Annotated in this window: 16 protein-coding genes; 11 read left to right on the forward strand and 5 right to left on the reverse strand. The window is 74.2% G+C overall.

Translation table 11 applies throughout. From position 1 onward, the window contains the following. Nucleotides 1–25 precede the first annotated feature (25 nt). Nucleotides 26–565, reverse strand: a complete 540-nt coding sequence (locus tag OU787_RS05000; protein ID WP_030463931.1) for an EF-hand domain-containing protein — start codon at nt 563–565, stop codon at nt 26–28. Nucleotides 566–1,054: 489 nt separating this feature from the next. On the opposite strand from OU787_RS05000, the gene mmuM reads away from it, so the two are divergent. The 5 genes from mmuM to OU787_RS05025 all read left to right on the forward strand — a co-directional run bounded on the left by mmuM (nt 1,055) and on the right by OU787_RS05025 (nt 7,928). Further along, entirely contained in the window at nt 1,055–2,068 is a 1,014-nt protein-coding gene (mmuM, locus tag OU787_RS05005) for a homocysteine S-methyltransferase (protein ID WP_268658659.1), read from the forward strand. Between the two features lie 237 nt (nt 2,069–2,305). Next, nucleotides 2,306–3,409, forward strand: coding sequence for a serpin family protein (locus OU787_RS05010; RefSeq protein ID WP_268658660.1), 1,104 nt, complete (start codon nt 2,306–2,308; stop codon nt 3,407–3,409). Nucleotides 3,410–3,669: 260 nt separating this feature from the next. Then, on the forward strand, nt 3,670–4,410 hold the full coding sequence (locus OU787_RS05015; protein WP_030464748.1) for a class I SAM-dependent methyltransferase: 741 nt from the start codon (nt 3,670–3,672) through the stop codon (nt 4,408–4,410). A 339-nt stretch (nt 4,411–4,749) separates the two neighbouring features. Next, nucleotides 4,750–6,270: a glycerol kinase GlpK gene (glpK, locus tag OU787_RS05020; protein WP_268661806.1), complete on the forward strand. Its 1,521-nt coding sequence runs from the start codon at nt 4,750–4,752 to the stop codon at nt 6,268–6,270. A gap of 74 nt (nt 6,271–6,344) precedes the next feature. Then, a complete protein-coding gene (locus OU787_RS05025; protein WP_268658661.1) occupies nt 6,345–7,928 on the forward strand; it encodes a glycerol-3-phosphate dehydrogenase/oxidase in 1,584 nt (527 codons plus the stop codon). Between the two features lie 100 nt (nt 7,929–8,028). On the opposite strand, the gene OU787_RS05030 is transcribed toward OU787_RS05025, so the two are convergent. Continuing rightward, nucleotides 8,029–9,429 (reverse strand): GntT/GntP/DsdX family permease, encoded by a 1,401-nt coding sequence (locus OU787_RS05030; protein WP_268658662.1) that lies wholly within the window; start codon nt 9,427–9,429, stop codon nt 8,029–8,031. 67 nt (nt 9,430–9,496) lie between these two features. Continuing rightward, the gene (locus OU787_RS05035; protein ID WP_268658663.1) at nt 9,497–10,030 is read right to left on the reverse strand and encodes a gluconokinase; all 534 of its coding nucleotides are present in this window, start codon (nt 10,028–10,030) and stop codon (nt 9,497–9,499) included. A gap of 165 nt (nt 10,031–10,195) precedes the next feature. On the opposite strand from OU787_RS05035, the gene OU787_RS05040 reads away from it, so the two are divergent. Together OU787_RS05040 and OU787_RS05045 are read left to right on the forward strand one after the other, a co-directional pair. Beyond that, a complete protein-coding gene (locus OU787_RS05040) occupies nt 10,196–10,894 on the forward strand; it encodes a FadR/GntR family transcriptional regulator (protein ID WP_030460219.1) in 699 nt (232 codons plus the stop codon). Between the two features lie 236 nt (nt 10,895–11,130). After that, nucleotides 11,131–11,436, forward strand: a complete 306-nt coding sequence (locus OU787_RS05045; RefSeq protein WP_051816946.1) for a hypothetical protein — start codon at nt 11,131–11,133, stop codon at nt 11,434–11,436. Nucleotides 11,437–11,443: 7 nt separating this feature from the next. Here the strand turns inward: OU787_RS05045 and OU787_RS05050 are convergent, their stop codons facing one another. Next, nucleotides 11,444–12,295, reverse strand: a complete 852-nt coding sequence (locus tag OU787_RS05050; RefSeq protein WP_268658664.1) for a helix-turn-helix transcriptional regulator — start codon at nt 12,293–12,295, stop codon at nt 11,444–11,446. 55 nt (nt 12,296–12,350) lie between these two features. On the opposite strand from OU787_RS05050, the gene OU787_RS05055 reads away from it, so the two are divergent. Beyond that, the gene (locus OU787_RS05055; protein ID WP_268658665.1) at nt 12,351–13,550 is read left to right on the forward strand and encodes an MFS transporter; all 1,200 of its coding nucleotides are present in this window, start codon (nt 12,351–12,353) and stop codon (nt 13,548–13,550) included. 123 nt (nt 13,551–13,673) lie between these two features. Here OU787_RS05055 and OU787_RS05060 read toward each other — a convergent pair whose 3' ends face one another. Continuing rightward, on the reverse strand, nt 13,674–14,768 hold the full coding sequence (locus tag OU787_RS05060; protein WP_268658666.1) for an NADH:flavin oxidoreductase/NADH oxidase: 1,095 nt from the start codon (nt 14,766–14,768) through the stop codon (nt 13,674–13,676). Between the two features lie 116 nt (nt 14,769–14,884). Here OU787_RS05060 and OU787_RS05065 point away from each other — a divergent pair, with 116 nt between their 5' ends. From OU787_RS05065 to OU787_RS05075, 3 genes are all read left to right on the forward strand, one after another. Continuing rightward, a complete protein-coding gene (locus OU787_RS05065) occupies nt 14,885–15,295 on the forward strand; it encodes an ArsR/SmtB family transcription factor (RefSeq protein WP_268658667.1) in 411 nt (136 codons plus the stop codon). Nucleotides 15,296–15,593: 298 nt separating this feature from the next. Further along, a complete protein-coding gene (locus OU787_RS05070) occupies nt 15,594–17,276 on the forward strand; it encodes a glycosyltransferase family 2 protein (RefSeq protein ID WP_268658668.1) in 1,683 nt (560 codons plus the stop codon). 15 nt (nt 17,277–17,291) lie between these two features. Next, entirely contained in the window at nt 17,292–20,138 is a 2,847-nt protein-coding gene (locus tag OU787_RS05075; protein WP_442788422.1) for an acyltransferase family protein, read from the forward strand. Nucleotides 20,139–20,201: the final 63 nt, after the last annotated feature.

The following is a 20,201-nucleotide window of genomic DNA, read 5'->3' on the forward strand; positions in this document are numbered from 1 at the left end:
CCGTCGCCGTCGCCGTGCCGGTGGCTCAGCGGCCCAGCAGCGGGACGTCGATCTCGCCCAGGTGGTAGGCGCGCACGGCCTGGACCAGCTCCTCCACGGAGAGCTGGCCGTCGCCGTTGGCGTCGATCTGGCGGAAGGCCTCGGACGGGTCGACGCTGGAAACGCCGATCGCGTCCAGCCAGGACTTGAACTCGGCCGGGTTGACCTGGCCGTCGCCGTCCACGTCGACCAGCTCGACCATGGCCTGGATGGTCGGCTTGACGACGCGGCCGAAGCCGGCGCCGCCGTTCTCGAGGACGTGCTCCTCGGCGATGTGGTTGAACTGCTCGGGGGTGAGCGCACCGGTGTGCTCGTCGATGCCCGCCTTGTCGGCGAAGAAGCTCCACATGCCGAGGTAGGCGTCGGAGAGCTGGCGCGCGGCCGGGGAGGTGGGGGCCTCGCCGAAGGCCTGCAGGATGCGCTTGGCCTCGGCCTCCCAGTCGGCGCGGTCGATCTGGCCGTCGCCGTTGACGTCCCAGAGGTCGAAGCGCTTCTGGGCACGGTCGAGCTGCACGGAAGTGGTCATCGCGGAGTTCTCCAGTGTGGGTCCGGTGCGGGCGGCGGCCGCCCCAGGGACAGGGTCGGCTGGGTGTCGCCCGGCGGGGCTTTCGAATGAGCCGTCACACAATCGGTGCGGCAACGGAACGTCACACTACCGGCACGGTGAGCGACGGATCGCACACGTGCGGCCAACCGGGTGACTCTCCCGGTTCGTTGACGCTCCGTCAGATCGGCGGCCCTTGAACGGGCCCTCCCCCACCACGATTTGGGGACACCGTCAACTGTTTCGGCGGTCGCCTCCCGGGCGGGTGATCCGGGCACCGACCGCCCCGACCGGGCCCCGGACCGCCGTTACGCTCGAAGGATGCCCCGCGCGGGATGCCCGGGATGCCCGCGGTGAGGTGCTCGCGGCGAGGTGCTCGCGAGGGCCGCCCCCGGGGGCCGTCCGGAGGGCTCCGGCGCCGCCGCCGCGGGCCGGTTCGCCGGAAACCGGCGCCGGGTGCAGGCTGGAGGGATGGCGACGGACTCCGGCAGTTCCCCTCCCCGACCCGGCGGCTCCCCCTCCGGCTTCGGCGGCTCCCCCTCCGGCTTCGACGGCTCCCCGGGCGGCCTGGCCCTGGCGTCGGCGCTGGCGGCCGGTCCGGTGCTGCTCGACGGCGGGCTGTCGAACCAACTCGCCGACCAGGGCTGCGACTTGTCCGACGCCCTGTGGTCGGCCCGGCTGCTGCTGGACGAACCCCGGCAGCTGGTGGCGGCGCACCGGGCGTACTTCGAGGCGGGCGCCCAGGTGGCGACCACGGCGAGTTACCAGGCGAGCCGCCCGGGTTTCGCCGCCCGCGGAGTGGACGCGGGGAAGGCCGACCGGCTGCTGGCGCTGAGCGTGGAGGTGGCCCGGCTGGCCGCCGAGGAGGTGTCGGCGGAGCTCGGCGACGGCCGCCCGCGCTGGGTGGCGGCCTCGGTGGGCCCGTACGGGGCGGTCCTCGCGGACGGCTCCGAGTACCGGGGCCACTACGGCCTGTCCGCCTCGGAGTTGGCGGAGTTCCACCGGCCCCGGCTGGAGGTGCTGGCCGCCGCCGGGCCCGACGTGCTGGCGGTGGAGACTGTGCCGGACCTGCTGGAGGCAGCCGTCCTGGCGGACTGCGTCCGGGGGCTGGGCGTGCCGGTGTGGTTCTCGTTCAGTGCGGCGGACGGGCTGACCCGGGGCGGGGAGCCGCTCTCGGAGGTGTTCGCGCTGGTATCGGAGGTGCCCGAGGCGGTCGCGGTGGGGGTCAACTGCTGCGCCCCGGAGGAGGTGACGTCGGCGGTGGCACTGGCCGCCGAGGTGACGGGCCTGCCCGGGGTCGCGTACCCCAACAGCGGAGAGGGCTGGGACGCGGCGGCCCGGGACTGGACCGGCGCGGCGGCCTTCGACCCCGGCCTGGCGGCGGACTGGGTGGCCGCCGGGGCCCGGCTGGTCGGCGGCTGCTGCCGGGTGGGGCCGGCCGCGATCGCCGAGCTGGCGGCGGTGGTGCAAGCTCCGTCGCGCTGAACGGAGTTGCCTGCGTCGACCCGCCCGCTCGTCCGTTCGTCCGGTTTCTCGGCGGCGGGTCGCCCTGCGGTCTGGTACTGATGGCGGGCTGGGTGGCGGAGGTTGCCCCCAGGTTCTGGGAGCGCGACGGGAGGGGGCGTAGTGGACACGGGTGCGGGTACGGGTGCGGGTGCGGTTGAGCGGGTGAATGCGTTGGGGGCTTGCTGGGGGCGGGAGTTGGGGTTCGGGGGCGGTCAGGTGTGGACGGCCCTGGGGGTGTGGCCGTTGCTGGCGATGCTGGCGGCGGGCGCCAACGGGCCGGCCCGGGCGGAGCTGGAGCGGGCGTTGGGCGTTCCGGCCGAGCAAGCCCCGGCAGCGGCACGGGAGTTGCTGGCGCAGGTGCGGGCGGTGCCGGGCTGCGCGGCGGCGCTCGGGCTGTGGACGGCCGACGGCGTCGCGGTGGAGCCGGGCTGGGTGGCCGAGTTGGGCGCCCCGCTGTGGGGGCGGCTGTCCGGCGATCCGGCCAAGGACCGTGCGGTGTTGGACCGTTGGGCCCGGGAGTGGACCGGCGGGCTGGTGCCGCGGATGCCGGTCGACCCGGCGGGCGCGCTACTGGTGCTGGCCTCGGCGGTCGCCGTCCGGACCAGGTGGCTGCGGCCGTTCCAGGAGGGCCGCTTCCAGGTCCTCGAAGGCCCTTGGGCGGGACGGGACTTCGCGCAGCTCTCGGTGTCCGGCCCGGAGCTGTTCGAGCGGATCGCGGTGGCGGAGAGCCCGGCGGGACGGGTGACGGAGGTCCGGGTCGCGGGCACCGGCGAGGTGGACGTCCACCTGGTGCTCGGCGAACCGGGGGCCGCGCCGGGCGCGGTGGTGGCGGCCGGGTTCGCACTGGTCGCGGGCGCGGCACGGCGGACGCCGGTGTCGGCCCTGCCGGACGGGGTGCAGGGGCCCGGGCTCCAGCTGTCCACCGTCGACTCGCCCGTCCCGCAGCACCTCGGCGCGCTGGACACGGCGGCTTTCCGGGTCCAGTCGGAGCACGACCTGCTGGCGACGGCCCGGCTGTTCGGCCTGGGAACGGCGGCGCAGGACGGCGACCACTTCCGGGGCATCAGCCGGAGCACCCCGCTGAAGGTCGCCCGGGCCCAGCAGGCCGCGACGGCGGAGTTCTCCGCGCAGGGCTTCGAGGCGGGCGCGGTCACGGCGGTGGTGATGGCCCCGGGCAGCGCGATGTTCGCCCCGCAGCAGCAGTACCGGATCCGGGTGGCCGCCGCCCGCTTCGACCGCCCGTTCGCCTTCCTGGCGCTGCACCGGCCGACCGGACTGGTCCTGATGGCGGGCTGGGTGGCGGAGCCTTCGAGGGCCTGAGCCGGCGGGCGAACCGGGAGGCACGGCGGGCGGCGGGCGTTGCCGGCGGGCGGCTTCGTCGTGGTTGACCGCGCGGCTCCCCGCGCCCCTGGCGGGGCGAAAGGATCCGAGGCGGGTTGGTGGGTTCGGTGGGGTGGGCGGGGTGGCGGGGGGCGGGGGTTCGTGGGTTCGGCCAGTACGGGGGGCGGGTGGGGCGGCGGGAGGATTTCGGGTAGGGGCCGCGGCTGGGGCCGACGCCATGGACGGAGGGGACCGGACTGATGGTTGGTCAGCTGTACGACGGGATCGGGGAGGCGTTCGAGGGGTTCAAGACGCTGCCGTTGGCGCGGTACGGCGAGGTGCCGGGGTTCCTGGGCCTGGTGGGGGACGTGCGGGGGCGGTCGGTGCTGGACCTGGCGTCGGGGACGGGGTTCTACAGCCGGGAGTTGCGGCGCCGGGGGGCGTCGCGGGTGCTGGGGGTGGACATCTCCTCGGCGATGGTGGATGCGGCTCTGGCGGCGGAGGAGCGGGAGCCGCTGGGGGTGGAGTACGAGGTGGGTGACATCGCGGAGTTGCGGGAGTTCGGGGAGCCGTTCGACCTCGCGGTGGCGGTGCAGGCGTTCAACTACGCGCCGGACGTGGCGACGGTGGAGCGGATGTGCCGTCGGATCCACCGGAGCCTGGTGCCGGGCGGCGGGTTCTTCGTGTTCGGGCAGAGTCCGGACTTCCGGTTCGACGGGCCGCCGCTGGACCGGTACGGCTTCCGGTGCGAGCGGGCGGGCGCGGATTCGGAGGTCGGGCCGCGGGTGCGGGTGACGGCGCTGTTGGAGCCGCCGATCTCGTTCCTGGCGAATCCGCCGTCGCGCGAGGTGTACGAGTCCTGCCTGCGGGCGGCCGGGTTCCGTGACCTGGAGTGGGTGCCGCTGGAGGTGTCGGCGGAGGGCCTGCGGGCGTTCGGCGCGGAGTTCTGGGCGGACCTGGCCGCGAATCCGCCGCTGACGATGCTGCGCTGCCGGGCGTAGCGGCCGCGGCGGGGGCGGGGGGCAGGGGCGAGGGCGGGGGGCAGGGGCGAGGGCGGGGGCAGGGGCGGGACGGCGCGGTGGCCGGGTCATACGGTCTTCGGGGGCGCGTCGTCCCGCTTCTGGCAGGTCGGGGGGATGCGGAGGGCGCACCGATCCGTGAGCAGGGGCATCCGGCTGCGGTCGGCTCCCGAGTGGTGTTCGATATGGTCGAACACTGCTGAACGCCCCGGCCGAAGGCTCCGGTGGTCCGCGAGCCCGCCTGGTTTGCCGGACCCGCGCGCACGGGGACTGACGAATGGTCACCACCGCCCGTCGACGCCCGGAGCCGAGGATCCCCGTATGACTGCCAATTACATTGCCGCGATCGATCAGGGCACCACGTCGAGCCGGTGCATCGTTTTCGGTGCGGACGGCCGGATCGTGTCCGTGGACCAGCAGGAGCACGCGCAGATCTTCCCGCAGCCGGGGTGGGTGGAGCACGATGCCGCCGAGATCTGGACCCGGGTGCGGTCGGTGGTGCGCGGTGCGCTGGAGAAGGCCGGGCTGTCCCGGGAGGACATCCGGGCGGTGGGGATCACCAATCAGCGTGAGACGACGGTGCTGTGGGACCGGCACACGGGTGTGCCGGTGCACAACGCGCTGGTGTGGCAGGACACGCGGACCGAGGCGTTGTGTCGGGAGTTGGGGCGCAATGTGGGTCAGGACCGGTTCCGGCGGGAGACGGGTCTGCCGTTGGCGTCGTATTTCGCGGGGCCGAAGATCCGCTGGTTGCTGGACAACGTGGAGGGGTTGCGGGAGCGGGCCGAGGCGGGGGACATCCTGTTCGGGACGATGGACACCTGGGTGATCTGGAACCTGACGGGTGGTGTGGACGGCGGTCGGCATGTGACGGATGTGACGAACGCGTCGCGGACGATGCTGATGAACCTGCACACGTTGCAGTGGGACGAGAAGATCGCGGAGTCGATGGGGGTGCCGCTGGCGGTGCTGCCGGAGATCCGCTCCTCGGCGGAGGTGTACGGCGAGGCGGTGGGCGATCTGGCGGGGGTGCCGGTGGCCTCGGCGCTGGGGGACCAGCAGGCGGCGCTGTTCGGGCAGACCTGCTTCGACGAGGGCGAGGCCAAATCCACGTACGGGACGGGGACGTTCCTGCTGCTGAACACGGGTGAGAAGATCGTCAACTCGTATCACGGGCTGCTGACCACGGTCGGCTACCGGATCGGCGACCAGAAGCCGGTCTATGCGCTGGAGGGTTCGATCGCGGTGACCGGGTCGCTGGTGCAGTGGTTGCGCGACCAGTTGGGGATCATCTCCACCGCGGCGGAGATCGAGACGCTGGCCAGTACGGTCGAGGACAACGGCGGTGCGTATTTCGTGCCGGCGTTCTCGGGGCTGTTCGCCCCGTACTGGCGCTCGGACGCCCGGGGGGTGATCGCGGGTCTGACCCGGTATGTGACCAAGGGGCATCTGGCGCGGGCGGTGCTGGAGGCCACCGCGTGGCAGACCCGCGAGGTGGTGGACGCGATGCAGAAGGACTCCGGCGTCACCCTCACCGCCCTGAAGGTCGACGGCGGCATGACGTCCAACAACCTGCTGATGCAGAACATCGCGGACGTCCTGGACGCCCCGGTGGAGCGCCCGTACGTGGCCGAGACCACCGCGCTCGGCGCGGCCTACGCGGCCGGTCTGGCGGTCGGGTTCTGGGACGACCTGGACACCCTGCGCGCCAACTGGCACCGCGCCGCCGAGTGGACGCCCAAGATGGACGCCGACACGCGCGAGCGCGAGCGGCGCAACTGGTTGAAGGCCGTGGAGCGCACCATGGGCTGGATCGACCAGGACGAGCGGCCGGAACTGTGACCCGGGCCCGTCAGGACCGCACCGATCGGAAGGAGACGCGGACCGGCCGTGCGCCGGGCCGCCCACCACACACCATGGCAACCATCCCGACCCTGGGCGCCGAGCGCGCCGCCGGCCGCGTCGCCTCCCGGGCCGAGACCCGTGAGCTGCTCGGCCGGGCCCGCTACGACCTGCTGGTGATCGGCGGCGGCATCCTGGGCACCGCCACCGCGTGGACCGCCGCCCAGGCCGGACTGAAGGTCGCCATGGTCGACGCCGGGGACTTTGCGGGCGCCACCTCCTCCGCCTCCTCCAAGCTGGTCCACGGCGGCCTGCGCTACCTGCAGACCGGCGCCGTCAAGCTCGTCGCCGAGAACCACAAGGAGCGCCGGGCACTGGCCACCGACGTGGCCCCGCACCTGGTCAACCCGCTGACCTTCTTCGTCCCCGTCTACAAGGGCGGCCCGCACTCCGCCCCCAAGCTCGGCGCGGGCGTCTTCCTGTACTCGGCGCTGTCCGCGTTCCGCGACGGCCTGGGCCGGGTGGTCTCCCCCGCGGTGGCGGCGCGTGCCGTGCCGGGGCTGCGCACCGAGGGGCTGCGGCGGGTCGCGGTGTACGGCGACCACCAGATGAACGACGCCCGGATGGCCGTGATGACGGTCCGGGCGGCGGTGGACGCGGGTGCGGTGGTGCTCAACCACGCCGAGGTCACCGGCCTGCGCTTCACCCGCGGCCGGGTCACCGGCGCGGAGGTGCTCGACCGCCTGGACGGCAGCGAGTTCGGGGTGGACGCCCGGTTGGTGCTGAACGCCACCGGCCCGTGGGTGGACCACCTGCGGCGGATGGAGCACGCGGGCGCGGAGCCGTCGATCCGGCTGTCCAAGGGGGCGCACGTGGTGCTGCGGCGGCAGGCGCCGTGGCGGGCCGCGCTGACCATCCCGATCGACCACTACCGGGTGTCGTTCGCCATTCCGTGGGAGGACCACGTCCTGCTCGGCACCACCGACGAGGAGTACACCGGCGACCCGCTGGACGTCCGGGCCACCGACGCGGACGTCGACCAGATCCTGTTCGAGGCGGGGCACGCGGTGCGGGGCGAGCACCTGCGGCGCGAGGACATCACCTACTCCTTCGCGGGCCTGCGGGTGCTGCCGGGCGGGCCGGGGACGACGGCGGCGGCGAAGCGGGAGACGGTGGTGACCGTGGGCCGGGCCGGGATGCTGTCGGTGGCGGGCGGCAAGTGGACGACCTACCGGCACATCGGCCGGGTGATCCTGGAGAGGCTCAAGCACGCTCCGGGCGTGGGTCTGGCCGAGGACGTCTCGCCGATCCCGGCCACCGTCCCGCTCCCCGGCATCGGCGCCCCGGGCGCCGTCGCCCGCCGCCTGCTGGTCGACCGCGAGCCGGGCTCCCGGATGGATCCGCTGGTGGCCCGCCACCTGGCCACCCACTACGGGACGCTCTCGTTCGAGATCGCCCGCCTGATCGCGGAGCGCCCGGAGCTGGGCGAGCGGGTGCACCCGGACGGGCCGGACGTGTGGGCGCAGGTGGTGTACGCGGCCGGGCAGGAGTGGGCGTACACGGTGGACGACGTGCTGCGGCGGCGCACCACGCTGACGGTGCGCGGGCTGGACAGTGCGGAGGTGCGCAAGCGCACCGCGGAGCTGCTCCAGGGGTAGCGGCGGGACGGAAAGAGGCGACGCCCTCCGGGAGAAGCGGGAAATCCGGAGGGCGTCGCGGTCTCGGGGGCCGGGTGGGTACGGCAGCGGTTCGGGTCGGTCAGATGATCAGGCTGAGCGGCAGGATCAGGGCGATGGCGACCACCGAGATGATCGTCTCCATCACCGACCAGGACTTCAGCGTCTGGCCGACGCTCATCCCGAAGTACTCCTTCACCAGCCAGAACCCGGCGTCGTTGACGTGCGACAGGAACAGCGAACCGGCGCCGATGGCCAGCACCAGCAGGGCGGCGTGGCTGGTGGACATGCCGGCGGCCAGCGGGCCGACGATGCCGGCGGCGGTGATGGTGGCGACCGTCGCGGAGCCGGTGGCGAGGCGGATCAGCACCGCGATCAGCCAGCCGAGCAGCAGCGCGGAGATGTGCCACTTGCCGGACCACTCGCTGACGGCCTGGCCGACGCCGACGTCGATCAGGGTCTGCTTGAAGCCGCCGCCCGCGCCGACGATGAACACGATCCCGGCGATCGGGCCGAGCGCCGAGCCGACCGTGTCGGAGATCTTGCCCTTGTCGAAGCCGGCCGCGCGGCCGAGGGTCAGCATGGCCAGCAGGGTCGCGGCGAGCAGGGCGATCAGCGGGGAGCCGATGAAGTCGAAGATCCGCTGGCCGGTGGCCTTCGGGTCGTCGATCACCACGTCGGCCAGCGCCTTGCCGAGCATCAGCACGACCGGCAGCAGGATGGTGGCCAGCACGGCGCCGAACCTGGGGGTGCGCTCGCGCTTGACGGTGTCGACCGGGGCGGTGTCGGCGGGGAGTTCCAGGGGCCCGACCCAGCGCTGGGCGAGGCGGCCGAACAGCGGGCCGGCCACGATCAGGGTGGGGACGGCGATCAGCAGGCCGAGCGCCAGGGTGACGCCGAGGTCGGCGTGCAGGGCGTCGACGGCGACCAGCGGGCCGGGGTGCGGCGGGACGAGGCCGTGCAGCACCGAGAGGCCGGCCAGGGCGGGGATGCCGATGCCGATCAGCGGGGCGTTGCCGCGCCGGGCCACCAGCAGCACGATCGGCACCAGCAGCACCACGCCGACCTCGAAGAACAGCGGCAGGCCGAGCACGGCGGCGATCAGCGCCATCGCCCAGGGCAGCAGCTTGGGGCCGGTGCGGGCCAGCACGGTGTCCGCGATGGTGTTGGCGCCGCCGGAGTCGGCGAGCAGCTTGCCGAGCATCGCGCCCAGGCCGATCAGCAGGCCGACCGAGGCGACGGTGGAGCCGAAGCCGGTGGAGAAGCTGGCCAGCAGCTTGTCGAAGGGCGCGCCCGCGACGGCGGCGAGCAGCCCGGAGCCGAGGGTGAGGGCCAGGAACGGGTGCAGCTTGAACCGGGTGATCAGCAGCACGATCGCGCCGATGCTGAGCAGCACCGCGAGCAGCAGTTGTCCGTTGCTCGCCGTGTGCGGCAGCGCCGGTGCGCCGGCCGCCAGCAGGGTGGGGGTCACGGGGGTCTCCATTGACGGGCCGTCACCGTCCGGCTGTCGGGCGGCCGGTGGCGGGGGTGTGACGTGGGGGGGGTGGGGGTCAGCCGTTCCGCTGCGCCAGGGCGGCGGCGGCGCGGCCGACGAGCGTGTCGGGGTCGGCGCCGACGTCCAGCACGGTGCCGTTCTCGTCCGCCTGCAGCGGTTCGAGGGCGGCGTACTGGGAGTCCAGCAGCGAGGTCGGCATGAAGTGGCCGGTGCGGTGCGCCATCCGGTCACCGACCAGGTCGTGGCTGCCGGACAGGTGCAGGAAGAACGCGTCCGGGCAGGCGGCGCGCAGCACGTCGCGGTAGCGGCGTTTGAGCGCGGAGCAGGTGACCACTCCCCCGCTGCCCGCCGCGGCCCGTTCGCCCAGCCAGCCGCCGAGGGCCTGCAGCCAGGGCAGGCGGTCGCGGTCGTCGAGCGGGATCCCGGCGCTCATCTTGGCGATGTTGGCGGCGGGGTGGAAGTCGTCGGCCTCCGCGTACGGGAGGTCGAGGCGGTCGGCGAGCAGTCGGGCGACGGTGGTCTTCCCGACTCCGGAGACGCCCATCACCACGACGACGGGCGGCTGCTGGTTCTCGGCGCTGAGAGCCATGGGTGGTGCTCCTGTCCTTGCCTGCTTGCGTGGGCAACCTTGACGCAAAGGTATGACTTATTCAAGCGCCCGAAACCCAATCGTCATACTTTTTGGCGTTCGCGCTGGTGAAGGGCGGTGAGACGGGGGCCGCCTTCCCCGGGAGGGCGCCGATAAGCTGGCCGGATGGAGATCCAGGGTCTGCCCGGCCGCCTGCTCGCCGTCCTCGGCCCCGCCATTGCCTCCGGCGAGCTGCCGGAGGGGACGGTGCTGCGGGCGGAGGAGCTGGAGCAGCAGCACGGGGTGTCCCGGACGGTGGTCCGGGAGGCGGTGCGGATCCTGGAGTCGATGCGGCTGGTCGAGCCGCGGCGGCGGGTCGGGACCACCGTGCGGCCGAAGGCCGACTGGGACGTGTTCGACCCGCTGGTGATCCGCTGGCGGCTGGCCGGCGCGGACCGCTCCGCGCAGCTGCGCTCGCTGGGCTCGCTGCGGGTCGCGGTGGAGCCGGCCGCGGCGGCGCTGGCGGCCCGGTGCGCGGGGGACGACGACCGCCGCGAGCTGAGCGCGCTGGCCGTCGAGCTGACCGTCACCGCCCGGGCGGCCGACCTGGACGCCTTCCTCGCGCACGACATCGCCTTCCACGCGGCGGTGCTGCGGGCCTCCGGGAACGAGATGTTCGCGCACCTGAAGGACACCGTGGGCGCGGTCCTCACCGGCCGCACCGAGCACCGGCTGATGCCGCACCGGCCGCGCGAGTACGCGGTGCAGCTGCACCGGGACGTCGCGCAGGCGATCTGCGCGGGCGACCCGGAGCTGGCGGAACGGGCGATGCGGACCATCGTGGTCGGCGCGCTGGAGGAGTTGGACGCCACCCTGCCGGACTGACCGCCCCCGACCGCCCTGACCGGCCCCGACCGGCGTGACCGGCCCGGAGTGGCCGAACGGCCGGAACGGCGCTCTTGCGGGGCGGAATACGATCCTGACGGGGAGTCGGGGCGGTGTCGGCGCGACACGCCCACTGTCGGCTGGATCGGCCCGGTCGGCGGAATAGCCTTGTCCGGGTGGGGGCAGGGCTGGTCCTGGCGCGCCCGGGCGGGTGCGCGACCGACAGGGGGTGGGCGATGGCCGTTCGTCGGCGCGGCCGGCTGCCGGACGAGGTGCGGGCGGCCGCGGTCCGGGCCGGGATGTCGTTCGCGTTCACGGTGGTGGCGTTCGTGGTGGCGCTGCTCGCCTCCTGGGCCCACACCGGCCTGCTGACACCGGCGTTGGCGCTGATGGCGCTGGGCGTCTTCCTCACCGCCTGGTGCCTGATCGACGTGGTGGTCTCCCGCCAGGTCGCCGCCTCCCGCCGCCGGGCCCCCAACTCGGCTGCCCCGCTGGACGGTTCGCGCGAGCACCGGAACGGCGAGCGGGCCCGGGGGTACTGACGGGCCGTCAGCTCTGCTGGTGGCGACCGGGGGTGGTGCCGAAGGCGTGCCGGAACGCCTCGATGAACGCGCTGGGCGAGCGGAAGCCGCAGGCGGCGGCGGTCGCGGTGACCGAGCGGCCCTCGGCGAGCAGCACCAGGGCGTGCTGGAGGCGCAGTTGGGTGCGCCACTGCGGAAAGCCGAGGCCGAGTTCGCGGCGGAACAGGCGGCTGAGGGTGCGTTCGGCGGCGCCGACGGCGCGGCCGAGTTCGGCCAGTGAGCGGTCGTCGGCGGGGTCGGCGGCGAGCAGGTCGGCCAGGTCGCGCAGCCGGGGGTCGGTGGGGCTGGGCAGGCCGAGCGGGAGTTCGGGGGCGTGCGCGAGCTGGTCCAGCGCGGCCTGTTCGAGCGTCCGGGCGGGGCGTCCGGTGGGGGCGTCGGGGCCGGTCAGGTGGGCGATGATCTCGCGCAGCAGCGGGGTGGCGGCGAGCACGGCGGGCGCGGCGAGCCGCAGCGGGTTCGTGCCGGCCGGGTAGACCAGGCAGCGCAACTCGCTCGGCCCGTGCGCCCGGTGGGTGTGCGGCACCCCGGCGGGCAGCCACACCGCGCGGTGCGGCGGGACGACCCACTGCCCGTACGGGGTGCGCACCTCCAGGGCGCCGCGGCCGGGGGTGATCAGCTGGTTGACGTCGTGCCAGTGCCAGTCGATCCGCTCCCGGTGGGCCAGCGGGTGGCGGCTGGGGCCGGTCTCCTTCTGGTGCGCGGCGGACGCGTGGGCGGCGGCGGACGCGTGGGCGGCGGCGGGCGCGGCTCGTACTGCTGCGGCGGCCCGCGCTGCTGCGGCGTCCGGGCCGTCCGGGGCAGGTTGGCGGGTTGGCGACATGGATTGGCAGAGTACCGGAAGCCCGCACGGCGCCCCGGCCGCCAGGCTGGTGCGCATGACGAGCGAACTGGCCGGTGTGTGGCGCCGGATGCGGATGTGGGGCGCGGCGCACGCCGTGGACGACCTGTACCAGGGGCTGGTGCCCGCGGTGGTGCCGTACTTCGTGCTGGAGCGCGGCTACGGGTACGTGGCGGCGGGCGGGCTGACGCTGGCGGCGACGCTGGGCAGCGCCGTCCCGCAGCCGCTGGTCGGCCTGCTGGTGGACCGGCGTCCGCTGCCCTGGCTGTCGGCGGCGGGGCTGGCGCTGGCCGGGCTGGGCGTGGGGCTGAGCGGGCTGGCCGACGGGTACGCGCTGGTGTGGCTGCTGGTGCTGCTCTCCGGCCTCGGGGTGGCGGCGTTCCACCCGGCGGCGGGGCGGGCGGCCCGGGAGGCGGCGGGCGACTCCACCAGTGCGATGAGCGTCTTCGCGGCGGGCGGCAGCGTCGGGTTCTTCCTGGCGCCGGTGCTGGCCACGCCGCTGCTGGCGGCGTGGGGCGTGCGGGCGACGGCGGTGTTCGTGCTGCCGGCGCTGCTGATGGCGGCGGTGCTGTTCCGGGCCCGGCACCGGACGTACCCGCACGCCGAGGGCGGGGCGAAGCGGGCCGGGAAGGACCGCTGGCGGCCGTTCCTGGTGCTGACCGGGGTGGAGGTGGTCCGCTCGGTGGTGTTCTTCGGCGTCAGCACCTTCATCGAGCTGTACTGGCTGCGGCAGTTGGGCGCCTCGCACCTGCTGGCCGGGGCCGCGCTGACCTGCTTCCTGCTCGGCGGCGTCGCGGGCACCCTGGGCGGCGGGCGGCTCGCGGACCGGATCGGCATGGTCCGCACCGCGCAGTGGGGCACCGCGCTGACCGTCCCGATGCTGGTCCTGCTGCGGGTGACGCCCGGCGCGTGGGCGCCGCTGCTGTTCGCGGTGCTGGCGGGCGCGGCGCTGAACCTGCCGTTCGCCGTCCTGGTCAAGCTGGGCCAGGACTACCTGCCCAACCGCCCCGGCACCGCGGCCGGCGTCACCCTGGGCCTGGCCGTCAGCATCGGCGGCCTGATCGCGCCGCTGTTCGGGCTGATCGCCCAGCAGCACGGCCCGCAGGGCGTGTTGACCGTGCTGCCCGCGATCCCGCTGCTGGGCGTGGCGCTCGGCGCGTTCATGGTCGAGCCGGGCCGCTGGACGGACGCGGCGGACGACGACGACCCGGCCCCGGAGGCCGAACTGGTCGCCTGAGCGGGGTGTTCGGAACCCGGGCGGAACGGCCGGGCGGCGGGGTGCACACCCCCGAGGTGCACCCCGCCGCCGCCCGTCCCGCCGTGGCCCGTTCCGCCGTGGCGGGGGTCGGCCGCGACGGGGTCAGCCGCGCGGGCCGACCGCGTAGCCGTACTGGGCGGGCCAGTTGCGCGGGACGTCGAGTTCGCGGGCGGCGTGCAGCGGCCAGTAGGGGTCGCGGAGCAGCTCGCGGCCGAGCATGACGGCGTCGGCGCGGCCCTCGGCGACGATCTGCTCGGCCTGGGCGGCGTCGGTGATCAGGCCGACCGCGTTGACCGGCAGGCCGGACTCGCGGCGGACGGTCTCGGCGAACGGGACCTGGTAGCCGGGCTCGACGGCGATCTTCGCGTGCGGGACGTTGCCGCCGGTGGAGACGTCGACCAGGTCGACGCCGATGGCCTGCAGCTCCTTGGCCAGCAGCACGGACTCCTCGACCGTCCAGCTGGGCTCCTCGGGGAGCCAGTCGGTGGCCGAGATCCGGAAGAACACCGGGAGTTCGGCGGGCCAGACGGCCCGGACCGCGGCCGCGACCTCGCGGGCGAAGCGGCTGCGCCCGGCGAAGTCGCCGCCGTAGCCGTCGGTGCGGTGGTTGGAGACCGGGGAGAGGAACTGGTGGGTGAGGTAGCCGTGGGCGCCGTGCACCTCGACGACCTGGAACCCGGCCGCCAGGGCGCGGCGCGCGGAGGCGGCGAAGTCCTCGACCAGTTCGGCGATCTGGGCCTCCGTCAGCTCGGCCGGGACGGGGTGGCCCTCGTCGAACGGGATCGGGGACGGGGCGACCACCTGCCAGCCGCCCTCCTCGACCGGGAGCGGGCCGCCGCGCTTGCTCGGGTGGTTGCTGGACGCCTTGCGCCCGGCGTGGGCGAGCTGGATCGCCGGGACGGAGCCGTGCTGGGTGATCAGCGCGGCGACGCGGGCGAGCTGCTCCTGCTGGCGGTCGTTCCACAGGCCGAGGTCCCACGGGGAGATCCGGCCGTCGGGGCGGACGCCGGTGGCCTCGACCATCACCAGTCCGGCGCCGCCGGCGGCGCGGGAGCCGAGGTGGGCGAGGTGGAAGTCGGTGGCGGCGCCGGTGTCGGGCCCCTCGGGAGCGGCCGAGTACATGCACATCGGGCTGAGCCAGATCCGGTTGGGGATGGTCAGCGAGCGGAGGGTGAGGGGCTCGAACAGGGCGCTCACGGCTGCCTGTCCTTCCTGTGGTCCGGAGTCGGGGTGCTTTCGCGTGCTTCGCTTCGTACGATACTCACCGTACTACGACATCTGTCAAACTACGAGAGGTGTCGTACTATGGCGGCGTGACCATCGACCACGACCGGGACTGCCCCGGCCTGCTGCCCGAGCCCGCCACCGCGGAGCTCCGGCTGGTCTGCGTGCTGCACGCACTGGCGGACCCGATCCGACTGCGGATCGTCGCCGAGCTGGCGTGCGCGGGGGGCAGCGAGCTGAACTGCCTGGCGTTCGAGCTGCCGGTCACCAAGTCGACGATGACGCACCACTTCCGGGTGCTGCGGGAGGCCGGAGTGATCCGGCAGCACCGGCGCGGCACCTCGAAGATGAACACCCTGCGCGAGGACGACCTGGCCGCCCGCTTCCCGGGCCTGCTGGACGCGGTGCTGGCCGCCGCGCGCGCCTGCCCGAACGCCGCCCCGACGAACGCCGCGACGCCCGCCGCGAGCGCCGAGAGCGCCGCGCCCGCCGCGCGCTGACCCGGCCGCGGCGACTACCGAGCGCCATCTGACTGGCCGTCAACTCCCGGCGGAATCACGCCACCCCGTTCGGCGAACGCCCGCCACTCCATGATCGGAACCGGGGCGCCACTCTGCACGTCACCCGCCCCGGAGGCCCCGCGCGCACCGGTGCGACGCCCGTTCGTGACACGGTCATGCCTGGTCACGCACCCTTCACCGGAGTTGAGCCACTGTTCATCCCCTGTGGTCATTTGGTCTATACCAATCGGGTAATCTGACCGACGACAGGTGTCAATGTCTGGCCGTGGGGGGCCCAATGACTGCCAATCACCTTCCGTCACCACCTTCCGATCAGGAGCTCTATTGGTATTTCGGGCCTCAGCGCCGCTGGGTCCCGCTGCTCTCCGCGCTCGCCTTCACGCTCAGCGCGGGCACCATGCTCAGCTTCTCGCTGCGCACCCCGGCCCTGTGGCCGTTCCTCGCCGTCCTCGGCGTCAACGCCGTCGCACTCGCCCTGACCTGCCTGAACGGCCTGCGCCGCCGCCGCTTCACCCGGGGCGGCCACGAACTGCTGGTCGCCGCCTGGCAGCCCGCCGAACCGCCGTCCGTCGACCTGTACCTGCCGACCTGCGGCGAACCGCTCGACATCCTGGCCAACGCCTACCGCGCCGTCGCCCGCAACGACTACCCGGGACAGCTCGACGTGTGGGTGCTCGACGACGCCGACCGGCCCGAAGTCGCCGGACTGGCGCAGGAGTTCGGTTACCACTACGTGGTGCGGCCGAACCGCGGCGAGTTCAAGAAGGCCGGCAACCTCAACCACGCGCTGACGCTCAGCCGCGGCGAGTACGTGGCCATCCTGGACGCCGACTTCGCGCCCCGCGCCGACCTGCTCCAGCACCTGCTGCCGTACTTCGGCGACCCGAAGGTCGGCATCGTGCAGAGCCCGCAGTGCTTCGACACCGACGCCTCGATGGGCTGGGTGCAGCGCGCCGCCGGCTCCGCCCAGGAGTGGTTCTTCCGCTGGGTGCAGCCCAGCCGGGACGCCTCCGACGCCGCCATCTGCTGCGGCTCCAACGCCGTCTACCGGCGCGCCGCGATCGACGCCGCGGGCGGCTTCGCCCGGCTCGACCACAGCGAGGACATGTACACCGGCCTCGCCCTGCACCAGAAGGGCTACACCACCCGGTACGTGCCGGTGCTGGTCGCCAAGGGCACCTCGCCGGACTCCACCACCAGCTTCGTCAACCAGCAGTACCGCTGGACGATGGGCAACCTGCACCTGATCGGCGACCGGGCCACCCGCAAGGCGATGACCTGGCGGATGCGCCGCTGCTTCGACGAGGGCATCGTCGGCTACCTGGCCGCCGCCGTGAACGTGCTCACCGCCCCGCTGCCGCCGCTGGTCATGCTGTTCGCCTTCCCCGGCGAGGTCCGCGCCTGGTACGTGCTGCCGATGCTCTCCCTGCTGTGGCTGTGGCACGTGCTGCTGCCCCGGGTCAGCCGCACCCGCTGGCGCTCCGAAGTGCTGCGCGCCAACGTGCTGATGAGCTTCGCCGCCGCCACCGCCTACTGGCACACCGCCCGCGGCCGCAGCGCCGCCTGGGTGCCCACCGGCGTCGCCAAGCCCGGCCGCTCCGGCGGCATGGCCCGCAAGGTGCTGCTGGTCTCGCTGCTCTGGACGGCCGGCACCCTGCTCGCCACCGGCATCGGCGTCGCCGCCGCCACCTGGCTGCACGGCTGGAACACCACCTGGGGCCTGGCCCTGTACCTGGCCGTGCAACTGCACCTCGGCGTGCCGCTGATCCGCGACCTGTACGCCGAACTCCGGCCCCGCGCAACCGAGTCCGCCGAGCCCACCGCATCCGCCGACTCCGGGGCCCACCCCGCGATGCGTCCGCGGCGCTGGCCCGAGGCCCTCGCCGTCACGAGCACGCTCGCCCTGATCGCCCTGCTCGCCTCCGGCTGGGCGGCCCCGATGCTGCCCTGGCTGGGCTGAAAGGTCCACGCTCCCGTGTCCACCAGTACCGCCCCGAGTACCGCCCCGCTCACCGTCGTGCTGAGCCAAGCACCGGTCGAGCGGCCGAAGTTCCGACCCGACATCGAGGGCCTGCGGGCCGTCGCCGTCCTCGCCGTGCTGGCCTTCCACGCCGCCGTACCCGGCCTGGCCGGCGGCTTCGTCGGCGTCGACGTCTTCTTCGTCGTCTCCGGCTACCTGATCACCGGCCTGCTGCGCACCGAGACCGCGCGCAGCGGACGCGTCCGGCTCGCCGAGTTCTACTCCCGCCGGGCCCGCCGGCTGCTGCCCTCGGCCGCCGTCGTGCTGGCCGCCACCGCCGTGCTCGGCGCCCTGCTCACCGCGCCGCTGCGCCGCGCCGACCTGGAGCGCGACGTCCTCGCCTCCGCGCTGTCCGTCGCCAACTGGCGCTTCGTCGCCGAACAGACCGACTACCTGGCGGCCGGCCGCGACCCGAGCGCCCTGCTGCACTTCTGGTCGCTCGCCGTCGAGGAGCAGTTCTACCTGCTCTGGGCCCCGCTGCTGGCCCTCGCCGCCCGCTGGGCCTGGCGGCGGCGCACCCTGCTCGGCCTGACCCTGCTGCTCGGCGCCGGCTCCTTCTGGCTCTCCCTGCACTGGAGCGCCGGCGCCTACCTCTCCACGCCCACCCGGGCCTGGCAGTTCGCCGCCGGTGCCGTCATCGCCCTGCTGCCGATCAATCAAATACCCAGGGTTGCACGGGAGTTGATGGGCCTCGGCGGCCTGGCCGGGGTGCTCGCCGCGGTGCTGCTGTTCGACGCCCGCACCCCCTACCCCGGCTACGCCGCGCTACTGCCGACCGCCGCCACCGCCGCGATCGTCCTGGCCGGCTCCGGCGGCACCCACCTGGTCGGGCGGGCGCTGTCGCTCGGCGCGCCGCGCGCGATCGGCCGGCTCTCCTACAACCTGTACCTGTGGCACTGGCCGGTGCTGGTGCTCGCCGAGGCCCACTGGGGCGCCCTGCACTGGGGCGTCAAGGCCGCGCTCACCGCCGCCGCCGCACTGCCCGCGTACGCCGCGCTGCGCTGGCTGGAGCAGCCGCTGCGCCGCAGCGCGGTGCTCGGCGAGATCCCGCGCCGCGGGCTGTCGCTGGGCCTGACCGCGGTGGTCTTCCCGGTGCTGCTGGCGCTGGTCGTCGGCTCCGGCACCATCCGCAACCTGGGCCCGGCCACTCCCCCGGACCCGTCCGGCCTGCCGCCGGGCGCCCGCACCGGCGGCAGCCTGCTGGCCGCCGCGCCGCCCCCGCACGCGCCGACCGTGCCCAACCCCGTCCAGGCCCGGCAGGACTTCCCGCCGGACGGCGCCTGCGAGGTGGACCCGGCCGGCACCACCAGCCCGCCGTGCCGCTTCGGCACCGGCGACGACCGGATCGTGCTGCTCGGCGACTCGCACGCCGGCCAGTGGTTCTCCTCGCTGCTCGGCATCGCCGCCCAGCACCGCCTGTCGGTCGAGGAGCTGGTCAAGCAGGGCTGCCCGCTGCCCGAACTCACCGTCACCAACCCGCAGTTGGGACACACCTACCACGAGTGCGACACCTGGCGGGCGAACGCCCTGACCCGGCTCAAGGACGGCCCGAGGCCCAAGCTGATCGTGGTCTCCACGCTCAACCGCTACACCGCCGACCGGGCCGCCCTGCTGCACGGCTGGGAGCGGACCCTCACCCCGCTGCGGGAGCTGGGCGTCCCGATCGTCTACCTGCAGGACACCCCGAACCCCGGCCTGGACGTCCCGGCCTGCGTCTCCGGGCACCCCGACACCACCTCCGCCTGCGACTTCCCGCGCACCGAGGGCCTGTACGCCGACCCGCTGGCCGAGGAGATCGCCGCCGGGAGGTTCCCCGGCGTCAAGGCCGTCGAGGTCAACTCGGTGCTCTGCCCGGGCAGTGGGCGCAGCTGCCCGGCCGTCCTGGAGCACGTACTGCTGTACCGCGACGACTCGCACCTGACCAACGCCGCGGCCGTGGTCCTCACCCCGCGACTGGACCAACTCCTCACCGACGCGGGCGTGTTCGGCACCGGGTGGACCACCCTGCTGCACGACGGGTTCGACGGCCCGGCCGGCGCCAAGCCCGACCCCGCCACCTGGCAGTACGACCTGGGCACCTGCTACCCCGGCTGCCCGGCCGCCCAGTGGGGCACCGGCGAGGTCGAGACCATGACCGACTCCGCCGAGAACGTCCGCCTGGATGGCAGGGGCGCGCTGGAGATCACCCCGACCCGGGACCCGGCCGGCCGCTGGTCCTCCGGGCGGATCGAGTCCAGGCGGGCCGACCTCGCCGCCCCCGCGGGCGGAGTCCTGCGGGTGGAGGCCGAGTTGGCGCTCCCCGCCGTCAACGGCAAGGCCGCGGCCGGGTACTGGCCCGCGTTCTGGGCGCTCGGCGGCAAGCTCCGCGACGGGTACACCGGCTGGCCCGGCGTCGGCGAGCTGGACGTGCTCGAATCCGTCGGCGGGCGCGGCGTGTTCGGCACCCTGCACTGCGGCACCACCCCCGGCGGGCCGTGCAAGGAACCGAACGGCCTGGGCTCGGGCGAGCAGCCCTGCGCGGACTGCTGGGGCGCCTTCCACACCTACACCGTCGAGGTCGACCGCTCCACCAGCCCCGAACGGGTCCGCTGGCTGCGCGACGGCCGGGAGTACTTCGAGGTCACCGCCGACCAGGTCGACCCGGCCGCCTGGGACCAGGCCGTCCACCACGGGATCTTCCTGATCCTGAACGTCGCCATCGGCGGCAACCTCCCGGCCGCGTACGGCAGTTCGCCCACGGAGGCGACGGAACCGGGCCACCCGATGAAGGTCGCCTCGGTCACCGTCTCGACGAAGGGCTGACGAACCCGCGGGGCCGCGGTACCGGACGGATCCGTCCGGTACCGCGGCCCCGGCGCGTGTCCG

Origin of the sequence: Kitasatospora sp. YST-16 (assembly GCF_026802215.1) — a bacterium.
Taxonomy (GTDB): Bacteria; Actinomycetota; Actinomycetes; order Streptomycetales; family Streptomycetaceae; genus Kitasatospora; species Kitasatospora cineracea.

Coding starts and splice junctions, on each gene's coding strand:
- OU787_RS05000 (WP_030463931.1), bottom strand. CDS start 565: ATGACCACTTCCGTGCAGCTCGACCGTGCCCAGAAGCGCTTCGACCTC.
- mmuM (WP_268658659.1), top strand. CDS start 1,055: ATGGCGACGGACTCCGGCAGTTCCCCTCCCCGACCCGGCGGCTCCCCC.
- OU787_RS05015 (WP_030464748.1), top strand. CDS start 3,670: ATGGTTGGTCAGCTGTACGACGGGATCGGGGAGGCGTTCGAGGGGTTC.
- glpK (WP_268661806.1), top strand. CDS start 4,750: ATGACTGCCAATTACATTGCCGCGATCGATCAGGGCACCACGTCGAGC.
- OU787_RS05025 (WP_268658661.1), top strand. CDS start 6,345: ATGGCAACCATCCCGACCCTGGGCGCCGAGCGCGCCGCCGGCCGCGTC.
- OU787_RS05030 (WP_268658662.1), bottom strand. CDS start 9,429: ATGGAGACCCCCGTGACCCCCACCCTGCTGGCGGCCGGCGCACCGGCG.
- OU787_RS05035 (WP_268658663.1), bottom strand. CDS start 10,030: ATGGCTCTCAGCGCCGAGAACCAGCAGCCGCCCGTCGTCGTGGTGATG.
- OU787_RS05040 (WP_030460219.1), top strand. CDS start 10,196: ATGGAGATCCAGGGTCTGCCCGGCCGCCTGCTCGCCGTCCTCGGCCCC.
- OU787_RS05045 (WP_051816946.1), top strand. CDS start 11,131: ATGGCCGTTCGTCGGCGCGGCCGGCTGCCGGACGAGGTGCGGGCGGCC.
- OU787_RS05050 (WP_268658664.1), bottom strand. CDS start 12,295: ATGTCGCCAACCCGCCAACCTGCCCCGGACGGCCCGGACGCCGCAGCA.
- OU787_RS05055 (WP_268658665.1), top strand. CDS start 12,351: ATGACGAGCGAACTGGCCGGTGTGTGGCGCCGGATGCGGATGTGGGGC.
- OU787_RS05070 (WP_268658668.1), top strand. CDS start 15,594: ATGACTGCCAATCACCTTCCGTCACCACCTTCCGATCAGGAGCTCTAT.